The organism is Kocuria sp. CPCC 205297, from assembly GCF_040981035.1.
Lineage (GTDB): Bacteria > Actinomycetota > Actinomycetes > Actinomycetales > Micrococcaceae > Kocuria > Kocuria marina.
The window spans coordinates 87,144-108,521 of sequence record NZ_JAVKPY010000008.1 but is presented as its reverse complement, the minus strand read 5'-3'; the positions used below and the strand labels follow the sequence as shown (position 1 = coordinate 108,521).

19 protein-coding genes are annotated in these 21,378 nt (G+C 70.3%); all 19 read left to right on the top strand.

Translation table 11 applies throughout. The features are described 5' to 3' along the window. Positions 1-15 precede the first annotated feature (15 nt). On the top strand, positions 16-999 hold the full coding sequence (gene rsmH / locus RF650_RS09180; RefSeq protein ID WP_368814732.1) for a 16S rRNA (cytosine(1402)-N(4))-methyltransferase RsmH: 984 nt from the start codon (positions 16-18) through the stop codon (positions 997-999). After that, positions 996-1,616: a hypothetical protein gene (locus RF650_RS09175; RefSeq protein ID WP_131333099.1), complete on the top strand. Its 621-nt coding sequence runs from the start codon at positions 996-998 to the stop codon at positions 1,614-1,616. The genes rsmH and RF650_RS09175 overlap by 4 nt, the downstream gene beginning before the upstream one ends. An 84-nt stretch (positions 1,617-1,700) precedes the next feature. After that, entirely contained in the window at positions 1,701-3,554 is a 1,854-nt protein-coding gene (locus tag RF650_RS09170) for a peptidoglycan D,D-transpeptidase FtsI family protein (RefSeq protein ID WP_368814731.1), read from the top strand. 97 nt (positions 3,555-3,651) lie between these two features. Continuing rightward, positions 3,652-5,340 (top strand): UDP-N-acetylmuramoyl-L-alanyl-D-glutamate--2,6-diaminopimelate ligase, encoded by a 1,689-nt coding sequence (locus tag RF650_RS09165; RefSeq protein ID WP_368814730.1) that lies wholly within the window; start codon positions 3,652-3,654, stop codon positions 5,338-5,340. After that, positions 5,337-6,815 carry a UDP-N-acetylmuramoyl-tripeptide--D-alanyl-D-alanine ligase gene (murF, locus tag RF650_RS09160; protein ID WP_368814729.1) on the top strand — a complete coding sequence of 493 codons (1,479 nt, stop codon included), beginning with the start codon at positions 5,337-5,339 and terminating at the stop codon, positions 6,813-6,815. The genes RF650_RS09165 and murF overlap by 4 nt, the downstream gene beginning before the upstream one ends. 4 nt (positions 6,816-6,819) lie before the next feature. Further along, positions 6,820-7,953, top strand: coding sequence for a phospho-N-acetylmuramoyl-pentapeptide-transferase (mraY, locus tag RF650_RS09155; protein ID WP_368814728.1), 1,134 nt, complete (start codon positions 6,820-6,822; stop codon positions 7,951-7,953). Positions 7,954-8,047: 94 nt separating this feature from the next. Beyond that, positions 8,048-9,598, top strand: a complete 1,551-nt coding sequence (gene murD / locus RF650_RS09150; protein WP_368814727.1) for a UDP-N-acetylmuramoyl-L-alanine--D-glutamate ligase — start codon at positions 8,048-8,050, stop codon at positions 9,596-9,598. Beyond that, complete coding sequence (gene ftsW / locus RF650_RS09145) at positions 9,598-10,956, top strand: putative lipid II flippase FtsW (protein WP_368814726.1); 1,359 nt, start codon at positions 9,598-9,600, stop codon at positions 10,954-10,956. The genes murD and ftsW overlap by 1 nt, the downstream gene beginning before the upstream one ends. Continuing rightward, positions 10,953-12,086 carry an undecaprenyldiphospho-muramoylpentapeptide beta-N-acetylglucosaminyltransferase gene (gene murG, locus RF650_RS09140; protein ID WP_368814725.1) on the top strand — a complete coding sequence of 378 codons (1,134 nt, stop codon included), beginning with the start codon at positions 10,953-10,955 and terminating at the stop codon, positions 12,084-12,086. Before ftsW ends, murG begins: the two co-directional genes overlap by 4 nt. 33 nt (positions 12,087-12,119) lie before the next feature. Continuing rightward, positions 12,120-13,526 carry a UDP-N-acetylmuramate--L-alanine ligase gene (murC, locus tag RF650_RS09135; RefSeq protein ID WP_368814724.1) on the top strand — a complete coding sequence of 469 codons (1,407 nt, stop codon included), beginning with the start codon at positions 12,120-12,122 and terminating at the stop codon, positions 13,524-13,526. Between the two features lie 32 nt (positions 13,527-13,558). Next, entirely contained in the window at positions 13,559-14,776 is a 1,218-nt protein-coding gene (locus RF650_RS09130; protein ID WP_368814723.1) for a cell division protein FtsQ/DivIB, read from the top strand. A gap of 244 nt (positions 14,777-15,020) precedes the next feature. Continuing rightward, on the top strand, positions 15,021-16,265 hold the full coding sequence (gene ftsZ, locus RF650_RS09125) for a cell division protein FtsZ (protein WP_368814722.1): 1,245 nt from the start codon (positions 15,021-15,023) through the stop codon (positions 16,263-16,265). A 227-nt stretch (positions 16,266-16,492) separates the two neighbouring features. After that, complete coding sequence (locus RF650_RS09120; protein ID WP_368814721.1) at positions 16,493-17,227, top strand: polyphenol oxidase family protein; 735 nt, start codon at positions 16,493-16,495, stop codon at positions 17,225-17,227. Then, complete coding sequence (locus RF650_RS09115; protein WP_368814720.1) at positions 17,227-18,039, top strand: YggS family pyridoxal phosphate-dependent enzyme; 813 nt, start codon at positions 17,227-17,229, stop codon at positions 18,037-18,039. The genes RF650_RS09120 and RF650_RS09115 overlap by 1 nt, the downstream gene beginning before the upstream one ends. A gap of 62 nt (positions 18,040-18,101) precedes the next feature. Continuing rightward, on the top strand, positions 18,102-18,626 hold the full coding sequence (locus tag RF650_RS09110; protein ID WP_312919735.1) for a cell division protein SepF: 525 nt from the start codon (positions 18,102-18,104) through the stop codon (positions 18,624-18,626). A 2-nt stretch (positions 18,627-18,628) separates the two neighbouring features. Continuing rightward, positions 18,629-18,925 carry a YggT family protein gene (locus RF650_RS09105; RefSeq protein ID WP_368814719.1) on the top strand — a complete coding sequence of 99 codons (297 nt, stop codon included), beginning with the start codon at positions 18,629-18,631 and terminating at the stop codon, positions 18,923-18,925. 131 nt (positions 18,926-19,056) lie between these two features. Continuing rightward, a complete protein-coding gene (locus RF650_RS09100) occupies positions 19,057-19,818 on the top strand; it encodes a DivIVA domain-containing protein (RefSeq protein WP_368814718.1) in 762 nt (253 codons plus the stop codon). Positions 19,819-19,872: 54 nt separating this feature from the next. After that, positions 19,873-20,358, top strand: coding sequence for a signal peptidase II (gene lspA, locus RF650_RS09095; RefSeq protein WP_368814772.1), 486 nt, complete (start codon positions 19,873-19,875; stop codon positions 20,356-20,358). Continuing rightward, on the top strand, positions 20,348-21,325 hold the full coding sequence (locus tag RF650_RS09090; RefSeq protein ID WP_368814717.1) for an RluA family pseudouridine synthase: 978 nt from the start codon (positions 20,348-20,350) through the stop codon (positions 21,323-21,325). Before lspA ends, RF650_RS09090 begins: the two co-directional genes overlap by 11 nt. The last annotated feature ends 53 nt before the right edge of the window (positions 21,326-21,378 follow it).

The following is a 21,378-nucleotide window of genomic DNA, read 5'->3' as shown; positions in this document are numbered from 1 at the left end:
GACCAGGAGCCCGGCATGGACCACGCCCCCGCCGAGCAACGACACATCCCCGTGATGCTGGAGCACAGTCTGGACCTGCTCGCGCCGGCGTTGGACACCGAACACCCCGTGGTCGTGGACGCGACCCTGGGCATGGGCGGGCACACCCACGCCATGCTCGAACGCTTCCCGGGGTTGCGCGTGGTCGGGATCGACCGGGACCCCCAGGCCCTCGAACTCGCCGGGGAACGCCTTGCGCACTTCGGGGAGCGGTTCACGGGCATCCACACCACGTACGACCACATCGATCAGGCCGCCGCAGCCGCCGGTGTGGACCGGGTGGACGGCATCCTGTTCGACCTCGGGGTGTCCTCACTGCAGCTGGACGAACGCGAGCGCGGCTTCGCGTACTCGTTCGACGCCCCCCTGGACATGCGCATGAACTCCCGGGCGGAACTGTCCGCGTACACCGTGGTCAACGAGTACTCGGAGGCCCAGCTCAAGGACATCATCTACCGCTGGGGCGAAGACCGCTTCGCGCCGCGGATCGCGCGCGCCATCGTCGCCGCCCGTACCGAGGCCCCGCTGCGCACGACCGCCCAGCTCGTGGACGTGGTCCGCTCCGCGGTCCCCGCCGCGGCCCAGCACAAGAAGGGCCACCCGGCCAAACAGACCTTCCAGGCGTTGCGGATCGAGGTCAACGAGGAACTCGACGTCCTGGAGCGTGCCGTGCCCGCCGCCGTGGAAACTGTCAGGGTGGGAGGGCGTGTCCTCGCCATGAGTTACCACTCCCTGGAGGACAGAATTGTCAAGCAGGAGTTCACTCGCGGTGCACGTTCCACGGCCCCCAGAGGTTTTCCCGTGGAACTGCCGGAACACCAGCCCACGCTGAAGGTTCTCACCCGCGGGGCGGAACGCGCCGGCGAGCAGGAGGTCCGGGACAACCCCCGGGCCGCCTCGGCCAGGTTGCGTGCCGTCGAGCGGCTCCGGGAGACCACGAGACCAGGGAGTGCGCGATGAGCAGTGCGACGTCGGCCTCGCACCCGTCGTCGGGTGACCCCTCGGGCCGGGGGGCGGACGGGCGTAGGCCGCTCTCCGTGGTGCCGCGCCGCGCGGCCCGCCGCAGCCGGGTCTCCACCGTGGTCATGTGCACCCTCGCCCTGGCCGCAGCTCTCGTGGGCATCCTGGTGCTCAACATCCAGATCACCCAGGGGCAGTACCAGTTGACCGAGCTCACGGGTCAGCAGCGCGCTCTCTCCCAGGAGAACGAGGCGCTCACGCAGGATATCGAGGCCAATTCCGCGCCGCAGAACCTGGCCGCCCGCGCCAACGACCTGGGCATGGTCCCGGCCAAGGATGTGGGGAGCATCCAGCTCGGCACGGGTGCCGTCACGGCCCCGAGCGCCCCCGCGGAGAAGACGGACGCGCAGAACATCCTCGTGCCGCCCGCGCAGATGAAGGGTTCCGACGCCGCGGAGGCGAACCGGATCGCCGCCGAGGAACGCGCAGAGAAGCGCGCCAAGGAAGAAGCGGACAAGAAGACCGCCCAGCGTAAAGCGGCCCAGAAGGCCGACGAGTCCCGGGATCTCAACGGGGGCTCCATCCCCGCGCCGTCGCAGCGCGCGCCTGGCCAGTGAACGCGCCGGTCCGCGCCGCGGACCGGGTGTAGAACCCGTCGGAGGTGGCCCCACCACGCTGAAGTCCAGGAATCGAGGAAGACCGTGTCAGCATCGTCAGCGCGCAAGAACCGAGTGTTCCGGCCCTATTCGCGCATGCACGTGGGCATCGCCTTCCTGCTGGTCCTGTTGCTTCTCGTGGTGGGCCGCCTGTTCTGGGTCCAGGGGCTGGACCCCGGGGGCCGGGCCGAGGCCGCGGCCGCCCAGCGCACGCTCGTGGAGTCCATCCCCGCGGTGCGCGGGGAGATCACCGACAGCCGTGGCACGGTGCTGGCCCGCACACTGCAGCGCTACGACATCACCGTGGACCAGAGCGCCGTCGCTGCCGTGACCGTGCCCCACAAGGACGGTTCCACCGAGACCGTGACCCCCACGCAGGCCGTGTACAAGATCGCGGACGCCCTGGGCATGAAGGACACGGACGTGAAGGCCGCGCTGGACGGGGACAAGAGCTTCAACTACGTAGCGCGGGGCGTAACCCCCGAGCAGTACAACGCCCTGCGGGAGTTGAACCTGCCGTACATCTACGGCCAGCCCACGTTCCAGCGCAGCTATCCGGACGGTTCCCTGGGCGGATCCGTGGTCGGGTTCCTGGGCGGGGACAACCAGGCCCTCGGCGGGATCGAACAGACCCAGGACTCCCTGTTGCGCGGCACCGACGGCGAGCGCCGCTTCGAGATCTCCGGCGACGGCGTGCGCATCCCCGTGGCCCCGCAGGAACAGAAGGCCGCCGAGGACGGTTCGAACGTCAAGCTCTCGCTCGACAGCGACGTCCAGTTCTTCGCGGAGCAGGCCGTGCGCGAACGGGCCAAGCAGCTCAAGGCCGAATGGGGCACGGCCGTGGTCATGGACGTCAAGACCGGCAAGGTCCTGGCGCTCGCGGACACCTCCTCGGTGGACCCCAACGTCCCGGGCAAGGCCGACGCCGCCGACCTCGGTTCGCGCGCCGTGTCCCAGGCCGTGGAGCCCGGTTCCACGGAGAAGATCGCCACGGTGGCCGGCGCCCTGGACCGGGGGATCGTGTCCCCCACCACGGAGATCACGGTCCCGCCGTACCTGCAGATCGGTTCCGAGAAGATCACCGACGCGTTCGACCACGGCACCCAGAACCGCACGGTCGCGGGGATCATCGCGGACTCCATGAACACGGGCACCGTGATCATGGGTTCCAAGATGGACAAGCAGGCCCGCCACGACAACCTCGCGAACTTCGGGGTGGGTTCCGCCACGGGTATCGAACTGCCGGGGGAGTCCACGGGCATCCTGGCGCCCGCGGATCAGTGGGACCCGCGTCAGGAGTACACGGTGTTGTTCGGTCAGGGCGTGTCCCAGACCCCGTTGCGCACGGCGTCGATCTTCCAGGCGGTCGCGAACAAGGGCCGTCAGATCGAACCGCGTCTCGTGGACTCCGTGACCGCGCCGGACGGGACGGTCACGCACCCCGAACGTCCTGAACCCAAACAGGTGCTCTCCGAGTCCGCCGCGCAGCAGACGCTGGACATCATGGAGAACGTGGTCACGCAGGGCGGCGCCAAGGAAGCGGCCGTGCCGGGATACCGCGTGGGTGGTAAGACGGGTACGGCCGAGGCGCCGAGCGAGGGCGGCGGGTACGAGGGCTACACCACGTCCTTCGTGGGTGTGGCCCCCATGGAGGACCCTCAGTACCTCGTGGCGGTCACCATGCAGCGCCCCCAGGGGGACGTGCGCACCCTGGGCGTGACGAGCGCGTTCTCCACGATCATGTCCCAGGTGCTGCACCACTTCAACGTGGCGCCCTCCACCACCACGGGGCCCACGTTCGACATGCAGGTGCCGCAGAACGTGGACCGGGACGTGACACCCACGAACGCGCTCGAGCAAACGTGGCCGCAGCCGGGGAGGGACGAGTCCCAGGACTAAACTTCCCACACAGAAGCACATGGCGGCAGCAACGACCGGTGAGACACCGGCCCGGGTGGACGGGGTACGTCCACAGACAGGTTCGAAGAGGATTTCTATGGTGGCATCTGCCCAAGAAGGGACCGACGCGCAGAGTCTGCGTCCGTCCCGGCCCGTGGCCCACTCGCTCGAGGAGCTCGCGCGGCTCACGGGCGCGCGGGTGGTCCCCGCCCCCACGGGGACCACCGTTCCCGTCACGGGAGTGGTCCTGAACTCGCGGGAGGTGCAGCCGGGTGATCTTTACGCCGCGCTGCCCGGCGCCAAGGTGCACGGGGCGCGATTCGCCGCCGACGCCGCCGCGTCCGGTGCCGTGGCGATCCTCACCGATCCGGACGGCGCGCGGTCCGTGGTCGAGGCGGGCGTAGGCCTGCCGGTGCTCGTGAGCCCTGAACCCCGTTCATGGGTGGGTCCGGTGGCCCGCGCGGTCTATGATTCCCAACCGGCGGACGGCACCGGCCAGGAGCTCTTCGCGGTGACCGGCACCAACGGCAAGACCACCACGACCTACTTCATCACCTCGATCCTGCGCGCCCTGGGCCACATGACCGGGTTGATCGGCACCATCGAGATCCTCGCGGGGGACACACCCATCCCGTCACGCATGACCACGCCAGAGGCTCCGCACGTGCATTCCCTGCTGGCCCTGACCCGTGAACGCGGGATCACCGCCACCGCCATGGAGGTCTCGTCCCACGCCCTCGAGTTCCACCGGGTGGACGGGGTGCACTACGACGTCGCTGGGTTCACCAATCTCACCCAGGACCACCTGGACCTGCACGGGTCCATGGCCGAGTATTTCGAGGCCAAGGCGCAGTTGTTCACGCGCGAGCGCACGAGCCGCGGCGTCGTCGTGCTGGGGGACGGGGACCCGTGGAGCGCCGCGATGGCGCAGCGGGCCCGCGAGAACCTGGGTGCGGAGAACGTCACGACCGTTGCCCTGCGCGGCTCGGACGGAACGCGTCAGGACGCGAGCGGTGCGGAAGGCACCGCCCCCGTCGGGACCGGCGGGGCGGACGCCGCGGACTGGACCCTGCGCTCGCTGACCCGCCGGGGCATCGGTCACGCGTTCACGCTGCAGCACACGGACGGGCGCGCGCTGGACATGCACACGGGACTGCCCGGTGAGTTCAACGTGGCCAACGCGGCGCTGGCCGTGCTCATGGTCCTGGACTCCGGCGTGGCACTGGACACCCTGCAACGCGTCCTGGACGAGCACGACCCCCTGAGCGCGGGCGTGCCCGGACGCATGGAACTTGTGGGCACGCGGCCCACGTCCCTCGTGGACTTCGCGCACAACCCGGACGCGCTCGCGCGCTCGCTGCGCGCCGTGACCCCCGAGGACGGGCACGGTCGCGTGATCGTGGTCTTCGGCGCCACCGGCGAGCGCGACACCACCAAGCGCCCCATCATGGGCCGGGTCGCGGCGGAGGAGGCGGACGTCGTGATCATCACGGACGACGATCCCCACGCCGAGGAACCCGCTCCCATCCGGGAGCAGGTCGCGCAGGGCGCTCGTGAGGCCGTCGCGAACCATGCTCGCGCCACGGACGTGCTGGTCATCGAACCGCGCGCGACCGCGATCCGCACTGCAGTGCGCATGGCCCACCCGGACGACGCCATCATCGTGGCGGGCCGCGGTCACGAGACCGCCATGGATTTCAACGGCGTGGTCGTGCACCTGGACGACCGCGAAGAGCTGCGGGACGCCCTGGCGGCGTTGCACGCGGACACGAAGGAGCAGCAATGATTGCCATTTCCGCCGCGCAGCTCGCGCGGGCCGTGAACGGTGAGCTCGCGGGGGTCCCGGACCCCGAGTCCGTGACCGTCACCTCCGTCACGACCGATTCCCGGGAAGTCACGGACGGCGCGTTGTTCGTCGCCAAGCCGGGCGAGACCACGGACGGGCACCGCTTCGTGCCGGCCGCCGCGGACTCCGGCGCGGTGCTGCACCTGACCGAACGCGTGGTGACCGACGACGCGGGGGCTCCGTACCCGTGCGTCGTCGTGGCGGACGTGGTGCTTGCGATGGGCGCGCTCGCGAGCCACGTGCTCGAGCAGTTGCGTGCCGCGCACCCGGTCACCGTGGTGGCCGTGACGGGTTCGGTGGGCAAGACGACCACCAAGGACCTGCTGCACGGGATCTTCGCCGCGCAGGGCCCCACGGTCGCGCCGCGCAACTCGTACAACGGCGAGGTGGGTGTCCCGCTCACGGTGTTCACGGCCACCGAGGACACCGAGTACTTCGTGATCGAGATGGGCGCCACGCACATCGGCAACATCCGCTACCTGTGCGACACCGTCCGCCCGGACGTGGGCGCCGTACTGTGCGTGGGTTCGGCCCACGCGGGCGAGTTCGGTGGCGTGGAGAACATCGCGCGCGCCAAGGGCGAGATGGTCGAGGGCCTCTCCGCGCACGGCACCGCGGTGCTCAACGACGACGACGCCCGCGTGCGTGCCATGCGCGAGCGCACCGACGCGCGCATCATCTCCTTCGGGCAGGGGCCCGACGCCCACGACCCGGCCCACGAGGACCCGCGCGTGTGGGCCGAGGACGTGACCGTCGGTACCGACGGGTGCCCCGCCTTCACGCTGCACTTCCCGGACGGCTCCGCCCACCCGGTGCACTCACAGCTGATCGGTGCGCACCATGTGACCAACCTGCTGGCCGCGGCCGCCGTGGCCTTCGGCGCCGGGGTCCCCGCGGCCGAGATCGCAGCGGGTCTGACGGGCCGCGGCCCCCGCTCGCGGTGGCGGATGGAACGCACGGAGCGCCCGGACGGCGTGACCGTGATCAACGACGCCTACAACGCTAACCCGCAGTCCATGCGGGCCGCCCTGCAGACGCTCGCCCAATTGGGCCGCGGGGACGAGGAGCACCCCGCGCGGCGCACGATCGCCGTGCTGGGTGGCATGTTTGAACTCGGTGACGAGTCCATCACCGCCCACGCGGAACTCGGGCAGTTGCTCGTGCGGTTGAACGTCTCGCATGTCGTGGCCGTGGGGGAGGTCGCCCGGCCGGTCTACACCGCTGCGACCCTGGAGGGCTCGTGGGGCGAGGAAGCGGCCTGGGTCCCGGACACCGAGCACGCCGAGCAGTACCTGAGTGACACGCTGCGCCCGGGGGACATCGTGTTGTTCAAGGCGTCCAACGCCGCGGGGTTGCAGCACCTGGGGGACCGGGTGGCCCAGGCCACCACCGACACGAACCACCAGGAGGGTTGAGCCCGTGATCCAATTGCTCGTGGCAGCGGGGCTCGGCCTCGTGTTCTCGATCTTCGGTACGCCCGCCCTGATCCGGGTGCTCGCCCGGCGCGGGTACGGTCAGTACATCCGGGACGACGGACCCACGTCTCACCAGACCAAGCGCGGCACCCCCACCATGGGTGGCGTGGCCATCCTGCTCTCAGTCGTGGCCGCCTATCTGGTGACCCACCTGATCAGCGTGATCGCGTGGCCTGAGAACGGTGGGATCACCCTCTCGGGCGTCCTGGCGCTCGGCCTGATGCTCGGCATGGGGCTGGTGGGGTTCCTGGACGACTTCAAGAAGATCTCCAAGAAACAGAACCTCGGGTTGACCGCTGCCGGGAAGATGGCCCTGCAGGGGGCCATCGGGATCGCGTTCGCGCTGCTCGTGCTGTTCTTCCCGGACGAGGCCGGTCACACCCCGGCCTCCACGGCGATCTCCTGGACCCGGGACACCGGCGTGGACCTCGCATTCGCCGGGCCGATCGCGGGGGCCATCCTATTCGTGATCTGGGTGAATCTGATCGCCACCGGAACCACCAACGCCGTGAACCTCACGGACGGTCTGGACGGGCTCGCCACGGGCGCGTCCATCCTGGTGTTCAGCGGGTACATGCTCATCACACTGTGGCAGGCCGGGCACCTGTGCGAGAACGTGGCACAGGCGGCGTGCTACGAGGTTCGGGATCCCATGGACCTCTCGATCGTGGCCGCGGCCCTGGTGGGTGCGCTCATCGGGTTCCTGTGGTGGAACACGTCCCCGGCGAAGATCTTCATGGGGGACACGGGCTCGCTCGGCCTGGGCGGCGCGCTCGCGGCGTTCGCGGTGCTCTCCCGCACCGAACTGCTGCTGATCCTGATCGCCGGCCTGTTCGTGATCATCACCCTGTCCGTGATCCTGCAGGTGGGCTACTTCAAGCTCTCCCACGGCAAACGCATCTTCAAGATGGCCCCGTTGCAACACCACTTCGAGCTCAAGGGCTGGCAGGAGGTCACGATCGTGGTCCGATTCTGGATCATCGCCGGTCTGTTCGTGGCCGCCGCGCTCGGTGTGTTCTACGGTGACTGGTTGCTGCACAACGGCGGCGCGTTCCCCGGCGCGGAAGCGCTGCACTGACCGCGCGGCGCGCACCCCGCTCTCGGGCGGCGGAGCGCGCCGGTCACCCGCGAGACCACCCACGACCGACACGAGGATGAGGCACAGACCAGACATGATGCACGCGAGCAACGACAACCCCGTCCTGGACAACCCCCGCCTCGCGGAGCTGACCAGCTGGGACGCGCCCTGGTCCGGTCTGCGCGCCGTGGTCGCCGGGATCGGGGTCTCGGGTTTCGCCGCGGCGGACACCCTGATCGAACTCGGTGCGCTCGTCACCGTCCTGGACTCCCGGGACACCGAACGCAATCGGCAGAGCGCGGACACCCTGAAGATCGTGGGCGCGAGCGACGTCGTCCTGGGGCCGGACGCCATGACGAGCGTCCCGGACGTGGCCGGGGCCCGCCCGGACGTCGTGATCACGTCCCCGGGCTTCCCGCCCACCCACCCGCTGCTCGCCGCGGCGCGCGAGGAGGGCATCCAGATCTGGGGTGACGTGGAACTCGCGTGGCGCGTGAACCGCCGCGCGGGGCGCAAGACCCCCGAATGGGTTTGCATCACGGGCACGAACGGCAAGACGACGACCGTGGGCATGACCGCCTCCATCCTGCAGGCCGCCGGGCTCAAGGCCGTGGCCGTGGGCAACGTGGGCACGCCCATCCTGGACGCACTGCGCGATCCTGTGGAGTACGACGTCCTGGCTGTGGAATTGTCCAGCTTCCAACTGCACTGGACGCACTCCGTCTCGCCCCTGGCCTCCGTGGTGCTCAACGTGGCCCAGGACCACGTGGACTGGCACGGCAATTTCGAGAACTACCGCGCGGACAAGTCCCGTGTGTACGAGAACACGCGGGTCGCGTGCGTGTACAACGCCGAACAGGACGGCGCGGAGGAACTCGTGGAGGAAGCGGACGTGCTCGAGGGCTGCCGCGCGGTGGGCTTCACCACGCAGACCCCGGGGCTGTCCATGGTGGGCGTGGTGGACGACCTGCTCGTGGACCGCGCGTTCGTCGCAGAGCGCATCACGACCGCCGCCGAGATCGGATCGATCGAGGACACCGGCTCCATCCCCACGCGCCACATCGTGGCCAACGCGCTCGCCGCCGCGGCGCTCGCGCGCGCCGCCGGGGTGAGCCCCGAGGCCGTGCGGGACGGACTGCGCGCCCACCGCCCCGGTGAACACAGGATCCAGCTCGTGGCCGAATCGGACGGGGTGCGCTGGATCAACGACTCCAAGGCCACCAACCCACACGCCGCGCAGGCGTCCCTGTCCGCGTTCGACTCCGTGGTCTGGATCGCCGGCGGGCTCTCCAAGGGCGTCACGTACGACACCCTCGTGGAGCGCAACGCAGGCCGGCTGCGCGCGGTCGTCGTGATCGGCACGGACGACGCCGCCCTGCTGGACGCGCTCTCCCGCCTGGCCCCGGACGTGCCCGTCCTCGCGGCGACCCCGGGCCAGGGCGGCACCGCACCGGACGACTCCGGCATCGACCCGACGGACGGGCACGCCGTGATGCGCCGGGCCGTGCGGTTGGCCCGTGAACACGCCGAGCCCAAGGACACCGTGCTGATGGCACCGGCGGCCGCGTCCATGGACCAGTTCGCCGACTACGCGGACCGCGGCAACGCGTTCATGCATGTCGTGCTCGAAGAATTGGGGTTCTGATGGCCACCCGCACCCCCGAACGTCCCCGGGTAGCCGAGCCCGCGGAGCCGGGCACCCGATCGACCGCCCTGAGCACCAGGATGCGCGGCTGGCGGCACCAGCTCACCGACGGCCCGCTCTTCCACTCCTACTACGCCTTGGCCGGGTGCGTGGTGTTGCTCACCGGCATCGGCGTGATGATGGTGCTCTCCGCGTCCGCGGTGGAATCGATCTCCGACAGTCGCTCGGCGTACGCCCTGTTCGCGCGCCAGGCGCTGTTCGGGGTCGTGGGGTTGATCGCGATGTTCGCGCTGTCCATGGTGCCACCCCACTTCTACACGCGGATCGCGTGGGTGCTGTGGGGTCTCAGCGTGCTCGTGTCCCTGCTCGTGTTCACACCCCTGGGGCGGGAGGTCAACGGCAACCGCAACTGGCTCGTGCTGGGCGGTCAGTCGTTCCAGCCCTCGGAGTTCGCCAAGCTCGCGCTGTGCATCTGGCTCGCGGCGATGTTCGCGCGCCAGGGAGATGCGGTCGCGCAGCACTGGAAGCCGGCCCTGTGGCCCTCCGTCGTGGGATTCCTGGTCCCCACCCTCCTCACGCTGGCCGGCGGGGACGCCGGTACGGCCATCGTGTTCTGCCTCATCTACGCCGCGGCACTGTGGTTCGCGCGCGCACCCCTGAAGATCTTCCTCGTGGGCGCGGCCGGCCTCGTCCTGGGCGGGTTGTTCCTCGTGATCACTGCGCCGCACCGTCTGGACCGGATCACCGGGTGGCTGTTCGGGGAGTGCGGCGCCACGGACGCGTGCTGGCAGGCACAGCAAGGACTCAACGCCCTGGCCACTGGCGGCTGGTGGGGCGTGGGGCTCGGCCAGTCCCGGCTCAAATACAACTACGTGCCCGAGGCCCACAACGACTACATCTTCTCGATCATCGGCGAGGAACTCGGCCTCGTGGGCACCGTGATCATCCTGGCGCTGTTCATCGTGATGGTCGTGGCCATGGCCCGGATCCTGTTGCGCACCCGCAGCACGTTCGTGCGGATCACCACCGCGTGCGTGGCCACGTGGCTCGTGGGCCAGGCCTTCGTGAACCTGGGCATGGTCACTGGCCTGCTCCCGGTGATCGGTATCCCGCTGCCCTTCATCAGCTACGGTGGATCCGCGCTGCTGATGACCATGGCGGCCGTGGGCGTGGTCATGTCTTTCGCCCGGGTCCCGCGCTCGGTGCGTGTGGGTCCCGGACGGTCCGGGGCGGCATCGGGCACCCAGATCCTGGACGACCAGGAGGCCTACGAGCGCGGGCTGGCCACGCAACCGGAACGCCCCCGGACGTCGTGGGCGCAGCGCGTGACCCAGCGGTTCGGAAAGGGACGAGAATGACAACCACGCACGACATCGACCACCAGCAAAAGCGGGCCGGATCCGCCCGCGTGGTGCTCGCCGGTGGCGGCACCGCGGGGCACATCAGCCCCCTGCTGGCCATCGCCGACGCCGTGCAGCAGTTGCGCGCGGACGCCACGGTGTGCGCCGTGGGCACTGCCTCCGGCATGGAGACGCGGCTCGTCCCGCAGGCCGGTGTACCCCTCGAACTGATCGACCGCGTGCCCCTGCCCCGCAAGCCGTCCCTGGACCTCGCGCGCCTGCCGCGTCGGCTGTCCGCCGCGGTGCGCCAGGCCGGCCGGATCTTGGACGCGCAACAGGCCACGGTGGTCGTGGGCGTGGGCGGGTACGTGTGCACGCCCGTGTACCTCGCGGCCGCGAGGCGTCGGATCCCCGTGGTGATCCACGAGGCCAACGCCAAGCCCGGGATGGCGAACCGGGTGGGCGCCCGGTTCGCGTCCGTCGTGGCGACCGCCTTCCCGGACACCCCGCTGCGTGGTGCGCGCACCGTGGGCATGCCCATGCGGCGTGAGATCGCCACGCTGGACCGGACCGCGGAACGCGCGCAGGCCCGCGCGGCGCTTGGGCTGGACCCGGACCTGCCCACCGTGGTGGTCACGGGTGGTTCCTCCGGTGCCCAGTCCCTGAACCGGACCGTGGCCGCGATTGCGGGGGAGGTCGCGCGGCACGGGTACCAGCTGCTGCACGTGACGGGGTGCGCCAAGGAAGTGCGCACCCCGGACGGCGAGCTGCTGCGCGCGCCGAACTACGTCCAGACCGAGTACGTGGACGGGATGGAGAAGGTCTACGCGGCCGCGGACCTGCTCGTGGCCCGCGCAGGCGCGGCCACGGTGTGCGAGGTCGCCGCCGTGGGTCTGCCCGCCGTTTTCGTGCCCCTGCCCATCGGTAACGGTGAGCAGGCACTCAATGCCCGCTCCATCGTAGCCGCGGGTGGTGCCGAGATCGTGCGGGACGCCGAGTTCACCGCCGCGTTCTACCGCGAGACCGTGGTCCCGCTCGTGACCGACGCTCCCCGGCTCGATCGCATGGCCCAGGCCTCCGCTGCCCACGGTGTCCGCGACGCCGCGCAGGTGATGGCCCGGCTCACCCTCGACCACGCCCGCCGCTGAAAACCTTCCCCCCCCACGTCCCCAGGAGAACCAGTGAACACCCAGCAACCCCTCGATCCCCACGGCCTGGGCCGCGTGCACTTCATCGGCATGGGCGGGGCGGGCATGTCCGCGGTCGCGCGGTTGCTGCTCGCGCGCGGTGTGGCGGTGAGCGGTTCGGACGCGAAGGACTCGGCCGGGTTGCGGCAGCTCGAGGCGCTGGGAGCCACGGTGTTCGTGGGGCAGTCCGCGGCCAACGTGGCCGACGCCGCCACGGTGGTCGTCTCCACGGCAATCAAGGAGACGAACCTGGAACTGGCCGCCGCACGTGCCGCGGGTGCGCGGATCCTGCACCGCTCGCAGGCACTCGCTGCGGCGATGCACGGCAGGAACGTGATCGCGGTCGCGGGGACGCATGGGAAGACGACCACGAGTTCGATGGCTGCCGTGGCCCTGCAGGCGGCCGGCATGAACCCGTCCTGGGCCGTGGGCGCCCACGTCCCGGATCTCGGCGCCAATGCGGGCTTCGGTTCCGGCGACTGGTTCGTGGCTGAGGCCGACGAGTCGGACGGCTCCTTCCTGACCTACCACCCGCGGATCGCAATCATCACCAACGTGGAACCGGACCACCTGGACCACTACGGCAGCGCGGAAGCGTTCTACGCCGCGTTCGAGGCGTTCTGCGACACCATCCGCCCCGGTGGGACCCTCGTGGCGTGCGCGGACGATCCGGGCGCGGACCGGCTCGCGCGGCGTCGTCGGGACCGCGGGGAGGCCGTGCTCACGTACGGGCAGGACCCGGCCGCGGACGTCGTCGTCCCGGACGCCACGCCGCACGGCACGGGCTCGTCCTGCACGCTCACGTTCGACCGCGACGGCGCCCGGCGCACCGTGGAGCTCACGCTCGCCGTTCCCGGAGCGCACAACGCGGCCGACGCCGCGGCGGCGTTCACCGCGGGCCTCGCCGCGGGCGCGGACCCGGACCTGCTCGCCGAGGGCCTGGGCTCGTTCCACGGTTCGTCACGGCGCTTCGACCCCAAGGGCGAGGACGGCGGGGTGCGGGTCTTCGACGACTACGCTCACCACCCCACGGAGGTCGCCGCCGCGCTCACGGCCGCGCGCGACGTCGCCCAGGGTCACCGCGTGCTCGCCGTGTTCCAACCCCACCTGTACTCGCGCACCCGGGAGTTCGCGGAGGCGTTCTGCCGCGCCCTCGAGATCGCAGACCTCGCGTGCGTCACGGACGTCTTCGGCGCGCGCGAGGAACCCCAGCCGGGGATCACCGGCGCCGCGATCACCGGGCACGCCTCCGACGACCGGGTGGTCTCCACCCCGAGCGCCGAGGAGGCGATCGAGACCGTGGTGGCCCGCGCGCGTCCCGGGGACGTGATCATGACGATCGGCGCCGGTGACGTGACCGCTCTCGGGCCGCGGATCCTCTCCGCGTTGGCGCAGCGCTGATGGCACGCTCCGTCCCTCCGCACCAGCCCCGTGTGGGCGGCGCTCCGTTCGACGCGGACGACGCCGCCGCGCGCGACACCGTCGATCCGTCCGGTGCCGAGCCTGACACCGGGACCGCCGACCCGTCCGGAACCACCGACACGTCCGGCATCTCTGACACCTCGGGGACCGGGACGGACGCCTCGACCCCGTGGGACGCGGACCTCCCGTTCCCGACGTCGGGCCCCACCGGAATGGGGTCGTCGGTCGTGGGTCGGGGATCGCGGGGACGCACGCCCGGTGCGTCCTCGGGTGGGTCGAGGTCCGCGCGCGGCCGCGGCAGCGCGCCCGAGGACGCGATGGGCGTCGCCCCGGGCGAACAGACCCCCGTCCGCGTGCACGGCGGTGCCAAGGTCACGCGTGTGGCCACGGACGAACTCGAGGCCGTGCCGAGCGCCGGGGGACGGTTCTCCACGTGGCGGGCCCAGCGCCGGGCGGCGCGTGCCGCCGAGGACGCGCCCGAGGACACCGCCGCCGAGGCCGACGACGACTCCACGACCGTCGTGCCGTTCCCGCCGAGCCAGCACCGGCGCACCCGGCGCCGCCGTCTGCTCGCACTACTGCTGAGCCTCGTGGTGCTCGCGGCGCTGGCGCTCGTGGTCTTCTTCTCGCCGTTGTTCGCGACCCGCACGATCGACGTGCAGGGTGCGACCCTCACGGACCCCCGCACGGTGGAGCAGGCCCTGGCCGGGTACGAGGGAGTCCCCATGCCCCGGATCTCCAAGCAGGAGATCATGGACTCGGTCGGTGACGTCCCCCAGGTGAAGTCCGTGGACGTGGTGCTGCGGCCCCCGCACACCATCACGGTGCACCTGCACGAACGCGTGGGCGTGGCCGTGGTCGAGGACGGGTCCGACCTGGTGCTCGTGGACTCCGAGGGCAAGTCCCTCAGCACCGTGCCCCGTGCCCAGCGCCCGGACGTGCCCCTCGTGGCCGGTGGCCGGGGCGTGTTGAGCACCCAGAAGTTCACCGACATCTCCGAGGTCCTGGCCGCCCTGCCGGCGGACGTGCTGTCCCGTTTGGACGCGGCCGACGCCCCGTCCGGCTCGGCCGTGGAGCTCACTCTCAAGGACGGCAAGAAGGTCCTATGGGGGGATGCGGGGGAGAGCGAACTGAAGTCGCAGGTCGTGGCCGCCCTGGTGAACTCGGACGCCTCGAAGGACGCCTCGCTCATCGACGTCTCCGCACCGTTGCACCCCGTGGTCCGGTGAGAATCCAGCGCATTTTCTTAACCCATGCCTGAGACTTTAAAGTTGGGCGCGACCAGGGGATGTATGGCAAACTCCGGTAACACGTGGGAGCATGATACGGAGAACAGAGCGGGGTTGTTATCCTTACCCTGATCAGGATATTGCACCCGCGGGTGCCAATATCCCGGGAGTTTCACCTCAGGGTTGAAACTTTACCTCAACCGAACATCCCACGTTCCCGCAAGCCCACGCGAGTTAGGTGCATATGGACTCCTCAACCCCCCAGAACTACTTGGCCGTCATCAAAGTGGTCGGCATCGGCGGCGGCGGTGTCAACGCCGTCAACCGCATGATCGAAGAAGGTCTGCGTGGCGTCGAGTTCATTGCCATCAACACGGACGCCCAGGCACTGTTGATGTCGGACGCGGACGTCAAGCTGGACGTTGGCCGCGAACTGACCCGCGGTCTTGGCGCCGGCGCCAACCCGGACGTGGGACGCCAGGCCGCCGAGGACCACGAGGAGGAGATCCAGGAGGTCCTCAAGGGCGCGGACATGGTCTTCGTGACCGCCGGCGAGGGTGGCGGAACCGGTACCGGTGGCGCGCCCGTCGTGGCCCGCATCGCCCGCTCGCTCGGCGCGCTGACCATCGGCGTGGTCACCCGCCCATTCACCTTCGAGGGTCGGCGCCGGTCCAACCAGGCCGAGAACGGCATCGAGACCCTGCGGGACGAGGTGGACACGCTCATCGTGATCCCCAACGACCGCCTGCTGTCCATCTCGGACCGCAACGTGTCCATGCTGGACGCCTTCAAGTCCGCGGACCAGGTACTGCTGTCCGGTGTCTCCGGCATCACTGACCTGATCACCACCCCGGGCCTGATCAACCTGGACTTCGCGGACGTCAAGTCCGTGATGCAGGGTGCCGGTTCGGCGCTCATGGGCATCGGCTCCGCCCAGGGCGAGGACCGTGCCGTGAAGGCCGCGGAGCTCGCGATCGCGTCCCCGCTGCTCGAGGCCTCGATTGACGGTGCCCACGGTGTACTGCTGTCCATCCAGGGTGGTTCAGACCTCGGTCTGTTCGAGATCAACGAGGCCGCGCGCCTCGTGCAGGAGGTCGCCCACCCGGAGGCCAACATCATCTTCGGTGCCGTGATCGACGACGCCCTTGGGGACCAGGCCCGCGTGACGGTCATCGCCGCCGGGTTCGACTCGGTCTCGCAGGAGACCAACGCCAACAACTCCTCGCCCGCGCAGCGCCAGGCGGAGAACACCCGCGCGACCTTCGGCGGGGACGCGTCCCGGCCCTCGGGTCTGGGCCGCTCTCCTCAACGCGGCGGTTCCTCCTACGGCGCACCCACCGCGGGGTTCGCGTCCCGGCAGAACCAGGACGACGACATCCCCGATGACGCGGGCTTCGACGTGGACCTGCCCGCCGAGTCGGACGCGCCGTCCTCCACGAACTCCTCGGGCCGTAAGGACTCCCTGGACTTCCCGGACTTCCTGAAGTGAGTCCAGCGATGCGCACCAGGTGAGTTCAGCGGTGTGCATCGTTCCGGGGGACTGATATCGGGGCCGGTGCCCGCACGGGCGGCACGGGTCCGCTCGAGCACCCTGCAGTGTGAACGCCCTGCAGCGCAAACACCGATCGGGGTGCAGCACGGGGTGGTTACCACTGAGGTGACCACCCCGTCGACGTCCCGCGCCCGCGCGGGGCACGGCAGTGGAAGGAGAACGGCATGTGGTTCCGCAGTGAACACCACGGCGTGGGCATCGCATTCACGGACGCGACCGAGGGCAATTTGGCCACCCACACGGGCGACGACCCCGCGGTGGTGCGGCAGCGGCGTCATACGCTGGAACGCGAACTGGGCCCCGGCGCTCGCGGTGTGCATTTCGTGCACCAGGTGCACGGCACCACCGTGCATGACGCCACGGGCACCGACGTGCCCGAACAGGCCCCCGAGGCGGACGCGGCCGTGAGTACGGACGGCACGCCCCTGGGGATCCTCACGGCGGACTGCCTTCCCGTGGTCTTCGTGGGCCGCACGGACGACGACGCCGCGGCGCCGGTCCTCGCGGTGGCCCACGCGGGCCGCAAGGGTCTGTTGGACGGGGTCCTGCAGCACACCCTCGGCGCGCTCGAGGACCGCGGTGCCACCGGGATCACCGCGTGGATCGGCCCCGCGGTGTGCGGGGACTGCTACGAGGTACCCGCGAAGATGGCCGAGGCGGCCGAGGCGGCGCTGCCCGGAATCGCGACCACCACCGCGTGGGGAACTCCCGGCCTGGACCTGCCGAGTGCCGCGGACGCGCTGCTGCGCGAGCGGGGCGTGACCGTGGCGACCGCGAGCACCGACCGCACGACGTGGTGCACGCTCGAGCACCCCGCGCTGTACTCGTACCGCCGGGACACCACAGCGCAACGACTGGCCGGGCTCGTGTGGGCCCGCAACGGGAGGGGCACCGCATAATGGACACCACTGATCCGCAGGACGCGGGTCGCACCGCGGAACTCGCGCAGCGGTTGTCCGCGGTGCGCCAACGGATCCTGCGCGCGGCCGAGGACCGCGCGCCCGAGCGCGCCCGCGGGGGCGAGCTGCCTTCGCTCGTGGTCGTGACCAAGTTCTTCCCCGCCCAGGACGTCCTGCGCCTGCGGGAACTGGGCGTGCGTGCGGTGGGGGAGAACAAGGACCAGGAGGCCGGGCCCAAGGCCGCGGAGGTCGCTGAGACCCTCGCCCGACAGGAGCCTCCCGTGAGCCCTCCCGCGTGGCACTTCGTGGGGCAGTTGCAGTCCAACAAGGCCAAGCACGTGGTCAAGTACGCGTCCTGGGTGCATTCCGTGGACCGACCTTCGCTCGTCACCGCGCTCGGCAAGGCGGTGCGTTCGCACCGCAACGCGGCCCTCGCGGGGGACGCGCGGCCCGCCCCGTGCGACGACGCCGATCTGCCGTGTCTCGTGCAGGTCAACCTGGACCCGGTTGCCGAGCCGGACGGTCACCGCGGGGGAGCGCACCCGGACACCGTCCTGGAGCTCGCGCGGACGCTCGAGGGGACCGAGGGGTTGCGCGTGGGCGGTGTAATGGCGGTGGCCCCGTTGGGCGCCGAACCCCGTGAGGCCTTCGAGACATTGTGGAAGCTCTCCCAGGATGTGCAGCGGGAATTCCCGGACGCGCGGGCGATCTCCGCGGGCATGAGCGCAGACCTCGAAGCAGCCGTGGCCGCGGGGGCCACGCACGTGCGGATCGGTTCGGATGTTCTCGGGCCGCGGCCCGCCGTGCGGTAGCGTAAGGACGGACGACATGCGGGCCGACCTGAGTCGGTCCGTTCTGTGATTGAGGAGAGAATATGGCCGGAGCGCTGCGTCGCACCATGGTCTATCTCGGGCTGGCCGAGAGCGACGACGAGTACCACTCCGAAGAAACCCCCCGCCCTCGGGAGACCCCCCAGCACGCCTCGAGCGGTTCCACGACTGCGGTGAGCGAGACCGGCAGCACCTCCATGGCCCGCCGGTCCCCCGAGTACCGAGCCCCCGTGACCCCCATCAAGCGGGCTCCCAGTTCCCGAGAGGACGACAACGAATTGCGCACCATCACCACTGTGCACCCCCGGTCGTACAACGACGCCAAATCCATCGGTGAGGCGTTCCGGGACGGCACACCGGTGATCATGAACGTCTCCGACATGGGTGAGGCCGAGGCCAAGCGTCTCGTGGACTTCGCCGCGGGGCTGGTCTTCGCCCTGCACGGGTCCATCGAACGGGTCACCGCCAAGGTGTTCCTGCTGACCCCGTCCTTCGTGGAGGTCCTGGACCAGGGCCACTCGGACGAGATCGACGAGGATACCGGTGCGGTCCAGCGGGTCGAGGGCTGAGCATGGGCCTGGTGCTGTCGATCGTCTACCTCGTGGTCCACGTGCTCTACATCGCCCTGCTGGGCCGCCTCGTGCTGGACTGGGTACAGATGTTCGCGCGCGGTTGGCGTCCCAAGGGTATGGCGCTCGTGGCGGCGTCCACGATCTACTCGTTGACCGATCCCCCTATGAAGGCGCTGCGCCGGCTCGTGCCGCCGCTGCGCTTCGGCGGGGTGGCGCTGGACCTGGGGTTCCTGATCCTGGTCTTCGCCGTCAGCATCCTGCAGGCCATCCTGGCCGGTTTCCTGCTGCGCGGCTGAGCGGTCCGTGCCCCGGGCGCGGCCACGCGGCTGTATCCTGGGCCAGAATTCACCGCGCAACGGCGGCAGTCACCACCGGGCACGGTCACCATCCGAGCGGTTCAATTCATCTAGAGGAGTGAGGACATCTCATGGCTTTGACACCCGAAGACGTCATCAACAAGCGCTTCCAACCCACCAAGTTCCGTGAGGGCTACGACCAGGACGAGGTGGACGACTTCCTCGACGAGATCGTCGTGGAGCTGCGTCGCCTCAACCAGGAGAACGACGCCCTGCGCAAGCAGGTCGAGACCCTGGGTGGGCGTCCCGAGGAGTTCGCCGTGGAGACCTCCGCGGTCTCGCAGTCCACCGAGGACGTCCAGGAGACCACGGCGACTCCGGCCGCCTCGGTGACCGAGTCCTCCGAGACGACCACCGTGTCCGAGCCCGTGCGCGTGACAGACGAGCAGTCCACGAGCACCGCCGCGACGGTCGCTCCGAGCGCGGGCACGACGTCGTCGGCCGCCGCCCAGCCTGCTGCGACGCAGAACGTCCCGACCACCGAGTCCGCCGAGTCCGCGGCCGCGGTGCTCGCCATGGCGCAGAAGCTGCACGACGACTACGTCTCGCAGGGCCAGGCCGAGCGTGAGCGCCTGATCACCGAGGGCCGCACCCAAGCGGACCAGCTCGTGGCGGACGGCAAGCGCACCAAGGAGGAGACCCTGTCCTCGCTTGAGCGCGAGAAAGTGGACCTCGAGGCCTCCGTGGCGCAGCTGCGCAGCTTCGAGGAGGACTACCGCGGCAACCTCAAGAGCTTCCTCAACGCCCAGCTGAACGATCTCGCCAACACCGGATCGCTCGAGCCCGCTGACGCTCCCGTCTCCGCGACCACCAAACGCACGGGCACCAAGTAAGCACCGGTGACGGAACACACCCCTGACGCGGCGGCGGCCCCCGGGACCTCCCGGGTGGGCCGCCGCTGCCTCGTCATCTCCCTGCTCGTGGCCGCGGCGTGGTACGCGGCGGACCAGCTCAGCAAGCTGTGGGTCGTGGAGAACCTCCCGATCGGCCGGCAGTACCCCGTGATCTCCGGCCTGCTGTGGTGGGAACACATCCGCAACAGCGGCGCGGCGTTCTCCCTCGGTTCCAACTTCACGTGGGTCTTCACGATCGTGATGGCCGTGGTGATCGTTGCGATCCTGTGGAACCTGCGCCGGGTGCGGGACCCGCTGTGGGCGCTCGCCCTGGGACTGGTCCTGGGCGGTGCCGCGGGCAACCTCACCGACCGGTTGTTCCGGGAGCCCTCCTTCGCGCACGGACACGTGGTGGACTTCATCGCGGTGCCCCGCTTCGCGATCTTCAACGTGGCCGATTGCGGGGTGGTCGTGGGCGTGGTGCTGATCCTCGTGCTGATCATGACCAATCGCCAGATGGAGGTGCCCCGTGGCCGTTGAGCACACCCGCCCCACCGGCTCCGAACCCGAGTACGTGAGCGAGCGGTTCACGGCCACGGCCGAGCAAGAAGGTTCCCGGCTCGACGCCGCCGTGGCCACCTGGACGGGTTTGTCCCGTTCGGCAGCGGCACAGTTGTGCGCCGAGGAGCGGGTGAGCTTCCGGGGGCGGCCCGCGCCCAAGTCCCACAGGGTGGGTGCGGCCGAGACCTACACAGTCCAGGTCCCGGTGCCCGAGGACCCCCACCGCATCGCCGCGCAGCACGTTCCGGATCTGCGCCTCGTGCACGTGAACCCGGGGTACGTGGTGATCGACAAACCCGCAGGGGTTGCCGCGCACCCCTCGCCCGGGTGGAAGGGACCCACCGTGGCCGGGGCGCTGGCCGGGGCCGGGATCACGATTGCGACCTCGGGGGCTCCCGAGCGGCAGGGGATCGTGCACCGCCTGGACGTGGGGACCTCCGGGCTCATGGTCGTCGCCCGCGACGAGAACGCCTACACGGTGCTCAAGCGCGCCTTCAAGGAGCGCACGGTCACCAAGGTCTACCACACGGTGGTCCAGGGCATCCCGGATCCGCTCAAGGGAACCATCGACGCCCCGATCGGGCGGCACCCCGGACACGAGTGGCGCTTCGCGGTGCTGCAGGACGGTCGCCGTTCCGTGACCCATTACGAGGTGCTCGAGGCCTTCGGGCGGGCGTCCCTCGTGGAGGTGCACCTGGAGACCGGGCGCACCCACCAGATCCGCGTGCACTTCAACGCCCTGCAGCACCCGTGCTGCGGGGATCTCACGTACGGGGCGGATCCCGCGCTGTCCGCGGGGCTGGGGCTCACGCGGCAGTGGTTGCACGCCACGCGGCTCGGGTTCACGAGCCCCGACACGGGGGAGGACGTGGAGTACACGAGCCCCTATCCCGCGGATCTCGCCTATGCCGTGGAGACGCTGCGGGAGGGCGGCCCGCAGCTGTGACAGATCTCCACCGCGTCCACCCTCAGCGGGTCGGTGCGGGGTCCTAGACTGGG

Excerpts from the sequence above, each read along its gene's own strand:
- rsmH (WP_368814732.1), top strand. The coding sequence starts at position 16 with ATGGACCACGCCCCCGCCGAGCAACGACACATCCCCGTGATGCTGGAG.
- RF650_RS09175 (WP_131333099.1), top strand. The coding sequence starts at position 996 with ATGAGCAGTGCGACGTCGGCCTCGCACCCGTCGTCGGGTGACCCCTCG.
- RF650_RS09165 (WP_368814730.1), top strand. The coding sequence starts at position 3,652 with ATGGTGGCATCTGCCCAAGAAGGGACCGACGCGCAGAGTCTGCGTCCG.
- murF (WP_368814729.1), top strand. The coding sequence starts at position 5,337 with ATGATTGCCATTTCCGCCGCGCAGCTCGCGCGGGCCGTGAACGGTGAG.
- murD (WP_368814727.1), top strand. The coding sequence starts at position 8,048 with ATGATGCACGCGAGCAACGACAACCCCGTCCTGGACAACCCCCGCCTC.
- ftsW (WP_368814726.1), top strand. The coding sequence starts at position 9,598 with ATGGCCACCCGCACCCCCGAACGTCCCCGGGTAGCCGAGCCCGCGGAG.
- murG (WP_368814725.1), top strand. The coding sequence starts at position 10,953 with ATGACAACCACGCACGACATCGACCACCAGCAAAAGCGGGCCGGATCC.
- ftsZ (WP_368814722.1), top strand. The coding sequence starts at position 15,021 with ATGGACTCCTCAACCCCCCAGAACTACTTGGCCGTCATCAAAGTGGTC.
- RF650_RS09120 (WP_368814721.1), top strand. The coding sequence starts at position 16,493 with ATGTGGTTCCGCAGTGAACACCACGGCGTGGGCATCGCATTCACGGAC.
- RF650_RS09115 (WP_368814720.1), top strand. The coding sequence starts at position 17,227 with ATGGACACCACTGATCCGCAGGACGCGGGTCGCACCGCGGAACTCGCG.
- RF650_RS09110 (WP_312919735.1), top strand. The coding sequence starts at position 18,102 with ATGGCCGGAGCGCTGCGTCGCACCATGGTCTATCTCGGGCTGGCCGAG.
- RF650_RS09105 (WP_368814719.1), top strand. The coding sequence starts at position 18,629 with ATGGGCCTGGTGCTGTCGATCGTCTACCTCGTGGTCCACGTGCTCTAC.
- RF650_RS09100 (WP_368814718.1), top strand. The coding sequence starts at position 19,057 with ATGGCTTTGACACCCGAAGACGTCATCAACAAGCGCTTCCAACCCACC.